A 14,418-nucleotide genomic window follows, 5' to 3' on the forward strand; every position below is an offset into this window, starting at 1 on the left:
ATCATTATGAAGAAACAAATTATAACTCTGATGTGTGCAACTGCTCTTTTAAGCAGTTGCCATATCTACAAATCATACGACAGACCCGAAGATATTACGGCTGCCGGACTGTATCGTGATACAACTGCTGTGAACGATACACTGGCAGCGGATACTGCAAACTTCGGTAACCTGCCTTGGAGGGAAGTATTTACCGACCCTCAGTTGCAAGCGCTCATCGAACAAGCACTTGCCAATAATCCTGATTTGCGCAGTGCCGCTCTGAACGTGAAGAAAGCGGAAGCTGCACTGATGTCTGCACGCCTGGCTTATGCTCCCACGCTTGCACTGTCTCCGCAGGGAACTGTAAGCAGTTGGGATAAGGGAAAGGCTACGCAAACTTATTCGCTTCCTGTCACAGCAAGCTGGCAAATAGACCTCTTCGGTCAGATACTGAACCCGAAACGTGGTGCACAGGTATCTCTGAAACAAACACAGTTCTATGAACAAGCCGTACAAACTCAGGTAATTGCCAATGTGGCCAATATGTACTACACATTGTTGATGCTCGATCGACAGTTGCAGATTACAGAATCCACTGCCGATATTCTTAAAAAGAATGTGGAAACCGTAGAAGCAATGAAAGACGCAGGCATATACAATACGACTTCTGCCGGAGTAGAACAAACCCGTGCCGCCTACGCACAGGTGCTGGCTTCTCTGCCCGGTATGCGTCAAAGTATTCGTGAAACAGAAAATGCTCTTTGCCTGATGCTGAATCAACCGGCACAGGAAATAGAACGTGGGGTATTGGAAAACCAGCAATTACCAACAGAATTCTCTGCCGGTATTCCTTTGCAACTGTTATCTAACCGTCCCGATGTAAAAGCTGCCGAGATGTCTCTTGCTGCAAGTTATTACGATACTAACAGCGCACGTGCAGCTTTCTATCCACAAATTACATTGAGTGGTTCGGCAGGATGGACTAACAGTGCAGGTTCTGCAATTGTAAATCCAGGCAAGTTACTGGCTTCCGCCATAGGATCGTTGACACAACCGCTATTCTATCGCGGTGCTAATATCGCCCGTCTGAAACAGGCCAAAGCACAGGAAGAGCAATCCAAAATCCAGTTTCAGACCACTTTGCTGAAAGCTGGAAATGAAGTGAGCAACGCCTTGTATCAATACCAAATGACCTCCGAAAAAGCCATTTCTCGCGAGATTCAGGTAAATTCAGCCCGTAAAGCTGCGGAAGATACAAAAGAATTGTTTAACTTAGGCACGTCAACGTATCTGGAAGTTCTGTCTGCTGAGCAATCTTACCTCAGTGCACAAACCTCCGAGGTATCCGACACTTTCGACCGCATGCAAGCTGTTATCAGCCTGTACCAAGCGCTCGGAGGAGGCAGAAAGTAATAACTAAAAACTAATTACTATGATAAGTCCATTAGCATTTGTAGATCCTGCCGCAAAGCTCGGCAAGAATGTAACAGTTCAGCCTTTTGCATATATCGAAGGCGATGTAGAGATTGGAGATGATTGTATTATCATGTCCGGTGCGCGTATCCTCGACGGTACACGCTTGGGGCAAAGGAACAAAGTGCATCATGGCGCCGTACTCGGTACCGTCCCGCAGGATTTCCATTATACGGGCGAGAAGAGTCTGCTGATCATCGGCGACCAGAACGACATTCGCGAAAATGTAGTTGTGAGCCGTGCTACACATGAAGGAGATGCCACACGTATCGGCAGCGAGAACTTCCTGATGGATGGTGTACACCTTTGCCATGATGTGCAGATAGGTAACCACTGCGTATTAGGACTTAAGACTATTGTAGCCGGCGATTGTCGTATCAGTGACTTTACCATTCTGAGCAGTAACGTCATTTTGCAACAACAATGCCACATCGGAAGCTGGGTATTGATCCAGTCAGGATGCCGCATTGCGAAAGACGTTCCTCCTTATGTTATTATGAATGGTAATCCGGCAAGTTATCATGGCATTAATGCTGTTGTGCTACAGCACAAGCATCAGGTAACAGACCGCATTCTGCGCCATATTGTAAATGCTTACCGACTGATTTACCAAGGTAACTTCAGCATACAGGATGCTTTGCAAAAGATTGAGGATCAAGTACCGATGAGTGACGAAATACACAATATCCTTAACTTCGTACGCGAATCCAAAGGCATTGTAAAATAAAAGAATACTCCTTATTCAGAAGGCGGTCGGGTTTACTCGTCCGCCTTTTTTGTTATCTTTGCACCACCTTACCCATTCAATTATGAGAAAGAAGAAGAAAAAACAAACGAATAGCAAGAAACAACTGACGCTCCTGATTATCCTGATCATATGCGGCATCGTTACCGCTTATCAGACAACGAACTCTAAAGAAAAGGTTACTGGTACTGAGCAAACAGAAACCATCGTTCAGAATCTTCCCCTGAATTCTGATATATACATCAAGCAAACGACCACTCCTGGTACTCCCGAAATTCTTCTGCAACGTACCGGATACCTCGTATCCTATAACTCCAACACCCGCATAGCCAACTGGGTAGCTTGGAAACTGACTCCCGAACGTTTAAAAGAAAATACCGAGCGAATCAATAACTTCCGTCCCGACCCTGATCTGCCCAAGAGCAAAGCAGTCACCACACAAGACTATAAAGGTAGTGGTTGGGATCGTGGGCATCTTTGTCCGGCAGGTGACAACAAATGGGACCGTGAAGCCATGATAGAAAGTTTCTACATGACCAACATCTGTCCCCAGCACCACAATCTAAACCGGGGCGACTGGAACGAACTGGAACAGAAATGCCGCAAGTGGGTGAAAAAAGACAGTTGTCTTTACATTGTAGCCGGCCCTATCTTCTATGACCGAAAGCCACAGACTATAGGTGAGCATAAAGTAGCTGTACCGGATGCTTTCTTTAAAGTGATACTTTCTCTGCACAAGAAACCGAAAGCCATCGGCTTTATCTACAAAAATAATGAAGGGAACAATCCGCTGGACTCTTATGTAAACACTGTGGACGAAGTGGAGCGAATCACAGGGATAGACTTCTTCCCCGCCCTTCCCGATGATATAGAAAGGGCGGTAGAAGCAAGTTATAATTTGAAAGACTGGAAATAATTACTCAAAGTTCAATGTGCCGAAGAATTCGGGACAGTGGAAATTAGGCTTTTCCAGATTAATGGGATTCCATGAGAGGAAATGAGGCGTTTGCAACTTATCTCCGCATTTGTAGAAATTGGCACGAACCGTCTTTCCGTCAAGACTGGTGATTTGATGTTTGAAGAAAGCAGAATAAGGAATGACTAATGCCAATTCCCAGCTACACTCTCCTACCCGTTCTTCAAAAGATTCGCGTCCCAGAGAAGACCAACGCTGCACCTTATCCATTACTTCTTGTGGAGCATGTTCACGATTGCTACGTCCGCCACCTGCACCGATCAGCAAAGTTCCCACACAGTTACACTCTACATTATAATAAATTCCATCTCCCGCAGGAATAGAAAAGAATTCTACGCAAGCATCTTCCCACACAGCACCGTTATCTCCCGTTGCTATAGCACGCACACTAGCTTCCTTTACTTTATAATGAATCAAAATCGCATCATCTGTATGGGCAATACGGAATTGTACTTCCGGCTGATAAGGAAACGCTTTCCAGTTCACCGTATTGATCGACTGAAAATCCACCTTTTCTTTGTCTAGCAAGGCAGGAACATTCTCCACCGCCACATTAGCCAGACTCACTTTCTTTACATTCAACTCTTTCATTTCTTTCTTTTGGGGGTTAGTTGCAGACAAGGGATAAAAACAAAGCAGAGATAAAAACAAGACTGCTGATTTCAACACCAAGTATGCAGGGGTTCTTTTGTTCATATTTTGATTGCATTAAAGAATTCATTTCTTTTCGGTTATGAATTAATTCACCACAGATTACACAGATTGACACAGATTTTATTTTACTGATTATTAGATTAATAAATCTGTGTGAATCTGTGTAATCTGTGGTGAGTCTTATTCCTTTCCATCCTGTTATAAACAGACCTTATACCAATGATTCCTTTATAAACTCCTTCATCTCCGGTGTATATTCCTCGGCACTCTGAAGCAATTTGAACTGCGCTTTTGTACGTACAAGGTTGTGTTCCGGATATTTAATCTTATAATAAGTATCACCATTAATATAATCTGCCAGAAAACGAACACACTGCATGTAGGGGAACAACGCAGCGGCAAACGGCAAGTTCTCAATTTCTATTGGAAGCAAAAAGACTTTTGCTGACTCCAGATAGCCTTTTGCAAACGCCTTAAAGATTGCCATATTGAAATTCACATTATTCAGGTCTTTATCATCCTCGGCGCCCGTATTGGCTGCTGAACGAAGGAAGTCTCCGAAATCGGAAAAGATAAAATTGGGCATTACGGTATCGAGATCAATTACGCAAAGCACCTTCCCTTCTTCATCGAACATCATATTGTTCACCTTCGTATCGCAGTGGCATACACGTTTAGGCAATTTACCCTCACGATACAAACGTTCACCTTTACACATTTCGTCTGCACGCTTTTCAATCTCATCCAGATAATATTGCACTTCTTTCACCCGACCTACCGCATCCGCAGCCACGGCATCCCGAAGCTGCTTCAGACGAAACTCCATATTATGGAAGTCAGGAATCGTCTCTCCCAGCGTATCTGGAATATCCGCAAGCATCGCCTGGAAATTGCCAAAAGCAACACCGGCATAATAAGAATATTCCGCGTCCACCGTTTCATAAGTCTTTGCATTGGGAATGAAAGTCATGATGCGCCAATAGTTTTCGCCATCGTACCAATACGTTTTTCCCGTATCGGCAGAAATAAAAGAAAGTACCTTGCGGTCGATATCATCCGCTCCCTGTTCCGTAAGTTTCTTGCGGATATGCCGGGTAACGGCTTCAATGTTTGTCTGCAACATTTCCACATTCTGGAAGATAGCGTGGTTGATACGTTGCAATACATAGTCGGGCGCGTCGGCTTCCAAAGTAGTCACTTTGTACGTGTCATTAATCAGTCCGCTGCCCAAAGGCTGGATTTCGTTAACTGTACCCTTCGTATTGAAATGGGATACAATAGATTGGAGGTTATTCATGATATTTTATAATAGATTTAAAATTGGTATGCAAATATACACCTTCCGAATGAAAGCAAAAGTCAAAATTCGTCCGACAAACGCCCAAAAATATACATTTCGACAGACATAACCATAAAAAACAGCCAATAAACATCCCCCTTTTGAGCAAAACGCCTTATATTTGTGTTTGAAACCTTAAAATACCGGAGGAAAAGTGCAAAAGTTTATCAGAACGCTGTTTCTTGTTTTAGTAAGCATAGTTACAGCAAACGTACACAGCCAGAATATCACTTTCAATCATTTAACCACCGACGACGGCCTATCTCAGTTTAGTGTCAACAGTTTGTATATTGATGAAAATGGTATCTTATGGATTGCTACGCGCGAAGGTTTGAACCGTTACAATGGAAACGATATACAGACTTACAAACTGAACAAAAACGATCCCTACAGCCTTTTCTGTAACACCGTGCTCCGTATGGCAGGCGACCAGAACGGAAAAATCTACCTGCTCTGTACCGAAGGTGTTGCCCAGTTCGACCTGACTACCCAACGCTTCACCACCCTCCTACAAGGAAACATCAATAGCATATATTATAAAAACGGTCTTTTCATCGGAAAAAAGAATGAAATATACCGCTATAATGAGCAAACCGATAACTTTGATCTTTACTACCAGATGGCAGGAGAAAACATCGAAATATCTTGCATGTTCGAAGACAAAGGACACATGTGGATAGGAACCACCAGCGAAGGTGTATTCAATCTGAAAATAGACGAACATCTGCTAACTCACCCCATCGAGAAAGGAAATATCACCAGTATTTACCAGGACAATGCAGGCGAACTGTGGATCGGAAGCTGGGAAAAGGGACTCTTCCGAGTGAAAACAGACGGAAATATCGAGAACCTGCGAAACGACCCAAAGAACCCGCATAGCATATCTTCCGATTTTGTCAGATCCTGCTGTGAGGATAATCTTGGCAATATCTGGATAGGAACCTTCAACGGTCTGAACCGGTACAATAAAACGACAGGACTTTTCCAGAACCATACCTCCAACGAGATGCAGAATGAAGGACTTACACACTCGTCCATCTGGTGCATCGTAAAAGATAATCAAGGTACTTTATGGCTGGGTACTTACTTCGGCGGTGTCAATTACTTCAACCCTGAATATGAAATCTATACCCGATACAAAGCTTCCATTCATGAAAAAGAAGGATTAAGCAGTCCCGTAGTCGGACGCACCATTGAAGATAAGAATGGAAATTTGTGGATTGGCACGGAAGGAGGCGGACTGAACTTCTACAACCGCCGGACACGTGAGTTCAAGTGGTATCTTGCCGGACAAGGACGCAACAGCATCTCCCACAGTAACGTGAAAGCCCTTTATTATGATCCCGCAAAGGAAATCATCTGGATAGGAACCCACCTTGGCGGACTGAACAAACTGGATATCCGCACAGGTACATTCACGCATTATCTTATGGAAGAAGGAAATCCGGAAACTCTTCCGTCCAATATCGTTCGTGACATTGCCCCCTACCAGGACCAATTGATTGTCGCTACCCAAAACGGTGTATGCCTGTTCAATCCTCAGACCGGAAAATGTCAACAGCTCTTTAAAGATAGCAAAGAAGGGCGTAAAATAGCTATGGTTGCAGATGTAGAGGTAGATAATAACGGTACGCTCTGGATTGCCGCCACAGGCGAAGGTATCTTCTCCTACCGCTTCGATACGAACAAGTTGACCAACTACCGTCACGACGGAACGCAGGCACACAGCCTCAGTAACAATAATGTGAATAACATCATGCAGGACAGTAAGGGTAACTTGTGGTTCTCTACTTCGGGAAGTGGCCTCGACCTATACCGTTCCGCTACCAACGATTTCGAAAACTTCGACAAGGGCAAGAACGGACTTGTCAGTGATTGCATTTACGATACACAAGAATCTCCCGTCAGCGGTAAACTGATACTGATTACCAATCAGGGCTTCTCCATCTTCGATCAGAAAGTGGAAAAGTTTCAGAACTACAGCGTGGAGAATGGTTTCCCACTGACAGCTGTCAATGAAAACGCCCTTTGTGTGACACGCGACGGAGAAATCTTCCTTGGCGGTACGCAAGGTATGCTCTCATTCAATGAACTGGAACTTAATTTCACCCCGAAGCCTTACAAGATCATCCTTTCCCGCCTCATCGTAAACGGAGCCGAAGTAAAAGTGAGCGATGAAACGGGCATTTTGACGCAATCCCTATGCCATACACAGGAAATCACCCTGAATGCTAACCAAACCATGTTCAGCATCGAATTCGCCACCTCCAACTACGTGGCAGCCAATAAGAACGAAATCATTTACAAGCTGGAAGGCTTCTCCGAAGACTGGAACAGCACGCGCGGCCAACCTATCATCACCTACACGAACCTGAATGCCGGAACATACAATCTGCTGATTAAACCTAAAGGAAAAGAAGAGTCCATCTGTCCGCAGGTGCATCTTACGATTCATGTACTGCCACCTTATTATAAGACTCCGCTCGCCTATCTTATTTATCTGATAGTGACCGGTATCCTTTTGTGGTATCTGGTGAAGACATACAAATCGAGAATTAAGCTGCGTGAATCGTTGAAGTACGAACAAAAGCATATACAAGACGTGGAAGCGCTGAACCAATCGAAACTACGCTTCTTCACCAACATCTCACACGAGTTCCGCACGCCGCTTACACTCATCGTATCGCAGGTGGAAACTCTGATGCAATTGCAAAACTTCACACCCACCATTTATAATAAGATACTGAGCATTTACCAGAACAGCATCCAACTGCGCGAACTGATCACCGAACTCCTAGACTTCCGCAAACAGGAACAAGGGCACATGAAGGTAAAAGTCAGTCCGCACAACATAGTGCATTTCCTTTATGAGAATTACCTCATCTTCATGGAATATGCAAGCAGCAAACAGATCAATTTCAATTTTGAGAAAGACTGTGAAAGTCTTGAAGTATGGTATGACCAGAAGCAAATGCAGAAGGTAGTCAATAACCTGCTATCCAATGCCATCAAGCATACCCAAGCCGAAGATACCATCACACTCAGCATCACCACCGAAGGCAATGAAGCCGTAATTCGCGTGACTGATACTGGTAGCGGTATCGATGCCAAAGAAGTAGATAAGATATTCGACCGTTTCTATCAGACAGAGCAGATGGACAGTCTCACCACCGGTGTAGGCACCGGCATCGGTCTGGCCCTGACGAAAGGCATCGTCGAACTGCACCACGGCACCATCAAGGTAGAAAGCGAACTGGGCAAGGGCAGCAGTTTCATCGTCCGCCTTCACCTGGGCAACGCCCATTTCAATACTGAGGAAATCAGCAAAAAGAGCGAAGACGTACAGCAAATAGAACAACCGCAAATTTCTGAAATAGATGCTTCACTCAAAGCTGAATTGGAAGAAAATGCCCCGATTAAGCGCATGCCCGATGTCAAGATGGTTATCGTGGAAGACAATGCCTCCATTTGTGAGATGTTGGCAAACATCTTCCGCCCATTCTATCAAGTGCTGACAGCCGCAGACGGTGAAGAAGGTCTGGAGCTGATACAGAAGGAAATGCCGAATATTGTGGTAAGCGACGTCGTTATGCCCAAAATGTCCGGTACCGAGCTCTGCAAACAGATTAAAAATGATTTCAATACTTGCCACATACCGGTAGTACTGCTTACCGCACGGACTGCCGTAGAACAAAACATTGAAGGACTGCGTATCGGTGCGGACGATTACATCACCAAACCATTCAACACGAATCTGTTGATTTCGCGTTGTAACAACCTGGTAAATTCACGCATTCTCCTCCAAGAAAAGTTCAGTAAACAACCACAAGCTTATGCACAGATGCTTGCCACCAACCCGATAGACAAGGAAATCCTGGACCGCGCCATCAGCATCATCGAAAAGAATCTGGATAATACGGAATTTAATGTCAATATCTTCGCCCGCGAAATGGCTATGGCACGTACCAACCTGTTCACTAAGCTGAAAGCCATCACCGGGCAAACACCGAATGACTTCATCCTGACCATCCGCCTGAAAAAAGGCGCCTTGATGTTGCGGAACAACCCGGAACTAAACATTACCGAGATATCGGACAAAATAGGTTTCAGTTCTTCACGCTACTTCTCAAAATGTTTCAAGGACGTATACCAGATCAGTCCGCTGGCATACCGTAAAGGGGAAAATATGGACTCCGATGAAAAGAACGAAGAAGAACCGCCTCTTGCCACTTAACAGGCAAGAGGCCGGCAAAGTACCAAACATACACTCGATACGTGTTTTGTACGTTTTTCCCCTTCACTTGTACTCTACTATACACAGAATTTCCCGAAAGCCATTACCTTTGACCTCAGAAATAACAATCTAAAGTCAAAGAGCTATGAAACATTTTTCACCTTTATGGTCTCTCCTCCCGGGCGCAGCCCTGATAGCTGGATGTGGAAATCCATCGAAAAAGGAAACCACTGACAACACCCGTCAGAAACCTAATGTGATATACTTAATTGCCGACGATTTGGGTATCGGCGATTTGAGTTGCTATGGCGCTACCAAGATAAGTACTCCTAATATCGACCGTCTTGCCGGACAAGGTGTACAGTTTACCAATGCCTATGCTACTTCCTCTACCAGTACTCCTTCCCGCTTCGGTCTGTTGACAGGTATGTATCCTTGGAGGCAGGAAAACACGGGAATCGCTCCGGGTAACTCTGAGCTGATTATCGACACAGCCTGTGTCACCATGGCTGATATGTTCAAGGCAGAAGGCTATGCTACCGGCGCCGTAGGAAAATGGCATCTAGGACTCGGCCCTAAAGGTGGTACGGACTTCAATCATCTGATAAAGCCTAATACTCAAGATATAGGATTTGATTACGAATACATCATTCCCGCCACAGTTGACCGTGTACCTTGTGTATTCGTTGAGAACGGACATGTAGTAGGTTTGGATCCTAACGATCCCATTACCGTCAACTATAACTACAAAGTGGGTGACTGGCCTACCGGATTGGAGAATCCGGAACTTGTAAAACTGAAACCCAGTCAGGGACATAACAATACGATTGTAAATGGTATTCCCCGTATCGGTTGGATGACCGGTGGTAAATCTGCTCTTTGGGTGGATGAGGACATTGCAGATGTCATCACAGGTAAAGCAAAAGATTTTATTATCAAGCATAAAGACGAACCTTTCTTTATGTACATGGGTACGCAAGATGTACATGTTCCACGCGTCCCCCACGCCCGTTTCGCCGGAAAGAGCGGTATGGGAACCCGTGGTGATGTAATCTTGCAACTGGACTGGACTGTGGGCGAGATTATGAACACTCTGGACAGTCTGAACCTTGCGGATAACACCATCTTTGTATTCTGTAGCGATAACGGCCCTGTCATTGACGACGGCTATCAAGATCAGGCTCTTGAACTACTGAACGGTCACACTCCTATGAAACAATACCGTGGTGGAAAGTACAGTGCCTATGAAGCCGGAACACGTATTCCATTCATTGTACGTTGGCCTGCCGGTATTCAGCCTTGTAAACAGCAAGCTTTATTCTCTATGATTGATGTATATGCTTCTTTGGCTGCGTTGTTGAATCACCCGCTTACACCCGCAACCGTTGCGCCTGACAGCCGTGATCAATTAGCCACTTTCTTAGGGAAAGATAATACCGGATGCGACTATGTAGTACAGCAGAATTTGAACAATACTTTATCGATTATTCAAGGAACATGGAAGTACATCGAGCCAAGTGATAAACCCGCTGTCGAACATTGGACTAAAATGGAGTTAGGGAATGATCCCAAACCTCAACTGTACAATATTTCCATAGATCCGTCGGAGAAAAATAACGTTGCAGCAGCACATCCGGAGATGGTAAAAGAGCTTTCAACACTACTGGAGCAGGTAAGGGCCGGGAAGAACCAGGGTACAAAGTAAGGAATCGTACAGAACAGGGTTTCTTTATCAAGAATGTACAAATTCGTACTTTTTGCGAACTATTAACTAAAGTCGACTTCTATTCAATCACATACATTTGCGTTGTGATTCGAGTCGTTTAACGAGAAAGAACAACCTTTTTTAAAAACTAATTAATTTAATATTTATGAAACAGAAAGTAACCTTAATGCTATTGGCAACTTTTCTTTGCTGCGTATTAGGCGTACAGGCACAGACAGGAAGTCAAGTTACAGGTAAAGTTGTTGATGCCATGGGAGAACTTCCCGGAGTCAGCGTCGTTGTGAAAGGAACTACTAATGGAACTACTACCGACGTAAATGGTGAGTTTAAGTTAGGTAACGTAAAAAACTCTGATGTCTTACAATTTTCTTTTATCGGATATAAAACTTTAGATGTAAAAGTCGGAAATCAAAGAAAATTCGATGTTACATTACAGGAAGATGCTCAAGCATTGGATGAAGTTGTTGTTGTAGCTGTTGGGTATGGTGACGTTAGAAGACGCGACTTGACAGGTTCTATTGGATCGGCTAATATGAGCGATCTAGTTAAAGCTCCTGTCACCAACATTGCCGAAAGTTTAGGTGGTCGTATTGCAGGTGTACAAGTTTCATCCTCTGATGGTGGTTTAGGCGACAATTTCAACATTGTTATTCGTGGAGCCGGCTCATTAACAGGAAGTACCGCACCTCTTTATGTAGTTGACGGATTCCCTCAAGAAACATCTACCATGAGTGCACTTAACCAAAACGATATCGAATCTATTGATATTTTAAAAGATGCATCTGCAACTGCTATCTATGGTGCACGCGGTGCAAATGGTGTTGTTATTATTACCACCAAAAAAGGTGGCGCAGGTAAACCTACAATCACTTATAATGGTAGCATGACAGTAGGTCAGGTGAAAAACACTGCAGATATGATGAATGCATATGAGTTTGTTCAACTGCAACGCGAACTTCTTGATGATGCAGATTTTGAAAGTAACTATATTACTGACCTTTATGGTTCTCTCGAAGATTATAGATATGCTCCAACATATGATTGGCAAGACTATATTTATCGTACAGCGTTAAGTCATAATCATCATGTTTCTATGACAGGTTCACAGGGCGATCTTAAATATTCTACTTCATTATCCTATACCGATCAGCAAGGTATCATCATCAGATCTGGCTTAAAACGTTATCAAGGACGTGTAAACCTGAGCCAAAAAGTAAATAAGAGATTGAAAGTTGATTTCACAGGTAACTATGCCAGTAATGTACAAGATGGTCCTACTGCCTCAACCGCTACGACAGCCATGTCTACAGCCTACATGTATAGTGTATGGGCATTTCGTCCCGTATCACCTACCGGATCAGACATGTTAAACCAGATGTATGATGAAGGTGTCAATATGACAGAAGACTACCGTTTTAACCCAGTACATTCTGCACGTAATGAATATCGTCACAAAACCACTAACAATTTACAATTCAATGTTAGTGCGGATTACGAATTCATCAAAGGATTGAAACTGAAAATTGCTGCCGGATACACTTCAAGAGACTATACGAATGAAGAATTCAACAGTTCAATGACCCGTACGGGTAACTCACATCCTTCAAATACACAAAGTAAAGGTATTAATGCTTATCTGTACAAATCAGAAGCAAGAAGTTATCTGAACGAAAATACTCTTACCTATCAGTTCAATAAAAACAAGCATAACTTTAATGCACTGGCAGGTCTTTCTTTCCAGAAGAATACAAGCTACATCTATTCCATTACAGCAGAACATATAGCTAAAGATTCCTATGGAATGGCAGGTTTGGACAAAGGTTCATCTACTCCTTCTGTAACATCATCAAAGGGAGAAAATACATTGATGTCCTACTTCGGACGTATCAACTACAACTATGACTCTCGCTATTATGTAACTGCCACTATGCGTGCTGACGGTTCTTCCAAATTTGCAAAAAATAATCGCTGGGGTTACTTTCCTTCTGGTTCATTGGCCTGGGCATTCCAACGTGAAGCTTTTATGTCAGATGTAAACTGGCTATCAAATGGTAAATTACGTTTCAGTTATGGACAAACAGGTAACAACCGTATTGGTAATTATGAATATATGGCTCACCTTGTTACCAGTGATGATGTATATAAATATCCCTGGAACGGACAGTTCAATCAAGGATATGTACTAAGTAGTATGGAAAATGAGAAATTAAAATGGGAGACAACAGAACAGTTAGACTTCGGTATTGATTTAGGTTTCCTAAACGGACGTATTAATCTTACGATGGATTATTATATCAAAACCACAAAAGATTTACTACTTGATGCTAATATTGCAGCTAGTTCCGGCTTTGCAACAGCCACCCTAAATGTAGGTAAGTTGCGCAATAACGGTTTTGAACTTACACTGGAAACAACAAACGTTAAAACCAAAGATTTTAACTGGACATCCAACTTTAATATCGCGTTCAATAAGAACAAGATTATTTCTCTGAACTCAGGTCAGGAAGATATTACTAGCTACATTACTTGGGATAATAAATATCGTACCACACCTGCATACATTAGCAAAAAGGGTGAAGCAGCAGGCAAAATGTATGGTTTCATCTATGAAGGAACTTATAAATATGAGGATTTCAATATTACTGAAGAAAATGGAAAAAAGGTTTATACTCTTAAAGAAGGTATTCCTTATTACGTAGCCAATACTCAACCAGGCGATCCGAAATACAAAGATCTGGATAATAGTGGTACAATTACTGACAAAGATAAAACGACAATCGGTAATGGACAGCCTAAACATATTGGTGGTTTCAGCAATAACTTCACCTACAAAAACTGGGATCTGAATATCTTCCTGCAATGGAGCTATGGCAACGACATTCTGAATGCCAACCGCCTTGTATTCGAAAATCCTGGAGGTAAAAAGAACACCAATATGTTTGCAGGATACGTTAACCGCTGGACTGAAGATAATCCAACTAGTAATATTCCACGTGCAAAAGCAAATGGTGCTGCAGAATACAGTTCACTATATGTAGAAGATGGTTCATTCCTGAAACTGAAAACTATCTCTTTAGGATACAATTTCCTGCCTAAGACATTAAGACCGCTTCATATCAGTAGTGCACGTCTTTATGTGTCAGCAGAAAATATAGCAACAATCACTGGATATTCTGGTAATGACCCTGAAGTGTCAACTCGTAATTCTATTTTGACCCCAGGATTCGACTGGTCACCTTATCCACGTTCATTCAATATGTCTGTGGGATTAAATGTAACATTCTAATTA

The 14,418-nt window shown here is 43.2% G+C and carries 8 protein-coding genes; 6 read left to right on the forward strand and 2 right to left on the reverse strand.

The genetic code is table 11. The features are described 5' to 3' along the window. Nucleotides 1-6: 6 nt before the first annotated feature. The 3 genes from K429_RS0109060 (at nucleotide 7) to K429_RS0109070 (ending at nucleotide 3,116) form a co-directional block, all read left to right on the forward strand. Nucleotides 7-1,395 (forward strand): TolC family protein, encoded by a 1,389-nt coding sequence (locus K429_RS0109060; protein WP_007211003.1) that lies wholly within the window; start codon nucleotides 7-9, stop codon nucleotides 1,393-1,395. 19 nt (nucleotides 1,396-1,414) lie between these two features. Next, nucleotides 1,415-2,182 (forward strand): acyl-ACP--UDP-N-acetylglucosamine O-acyltransferase, encoded by a 768-nt coding sequence (gene lpxA / locus K429_RS0109065; RefSeq protein ID WP_026366687.1) that lies wholly within the window; start codon nucleotides 1,415-1,417, stop codon nucleotides 2,180-2,182. Nucleotides 2,183-2,264: 82 nt separating this feature from the next. Then, nucleotides 2,265-3,116: a DNA/RNA non-specific endonuclease gene (locus K429_RS0109070; protein WP_026366688.1), complete on the forward strand. Its 852-nt coding sequence runs from the start codon at nucleotides 2,265-2,267 to the stop codon at nucleotides 3,114-3,116. On the opposite strand, the gene K429_RS0109075 is transcribed toward K429_RS0109070, so the two are convergent. Continuing rightward, a complete protein-coding gene (locus K429_RS0109075) occupies nucleotides 3,117-3,872 on the reverse strand; it encodes a carbohydrate-binding family 9-like protein (protein ID WP_044096592.1) in 756 nt (251 codons plus the stop codon). It abuts the gene before it with no gap. A gap of 169 nt (nucleotides 3,873-4,041) precedes the next feature. Beyond that, nucleotides 4,042-5,127 carry a phosphotransferase enzyme family protein gene (locus K429_RS0109080; RefSeq protein WP_026366690.1) on the reverse strand — a complete coding sequence of 362 codons (1,086 nt, stop codon included), beginning with the start codon at nucleotides 5,125-5,127 and terminating at the stop codon, nucleotides 4,042-4,044. A gap of 196 nt (nucleotides 5,128-5,323) precedes the next feature. Here K429_RS0109080 and K429_RS0109085 point away from each other — a divergent pair, with 196 nt between their 5' ends. From K429_RS0109085 to K429_RS0109095, 3 genes are all read left to right on the forward strand, one after another. Further along, nucleotides 5,324-9,403 carry a two-component regulator propeller domain-containing protein gene (locus K429_RS0109085; RefSeq protein ID WP_026366691.1) on the forward strand — a complete coding sequence of 1,360 codons (4,080 nt, stop codon included), beginning with the start codon at nucleotides 5,324-5,326 and terminating at the stop codon, nucleotides 9,401-9,403. A 145-nt stretch (nucleotides 9,404-9,548) separates the two neighbouring features. Then, a complete protein-coding gene (locus K429_RS0109090; RefSeq protein ID WP_026366692.1) occupies nucleotides 9,549-11,108 on the forward strand; it encodes an arylsulfatase in 1,560 nt (519 codons plus the stop codon). A 166-nt stretch (nucleotides 11,109-11,274) separates the two neighbouring features. Next, nucleotides 11,275-14,415: a TonB-dependent receptor gene (locus tag K429_RS0109095; RefSeq protein WP_007211012.1), complete on the forward strand. Its 3,141-nt coding sequence runs from the start codon at nucleotides 11,275-11,277 to the stop codon at nucleotides 14,413-14,415. Nucleotides 14,416-14,418 lie beyond the last annotated feature (3 nt).

Source organism: Bacteroides sp. 14(A) (assembly GCF_000526555.1).
GTDB lineage: Bacteria > Bacteroidota > Bacteroidia > Bacteroidales > Bacteroidaceae > Bacteroides > Bacteroides cellulosilyticus.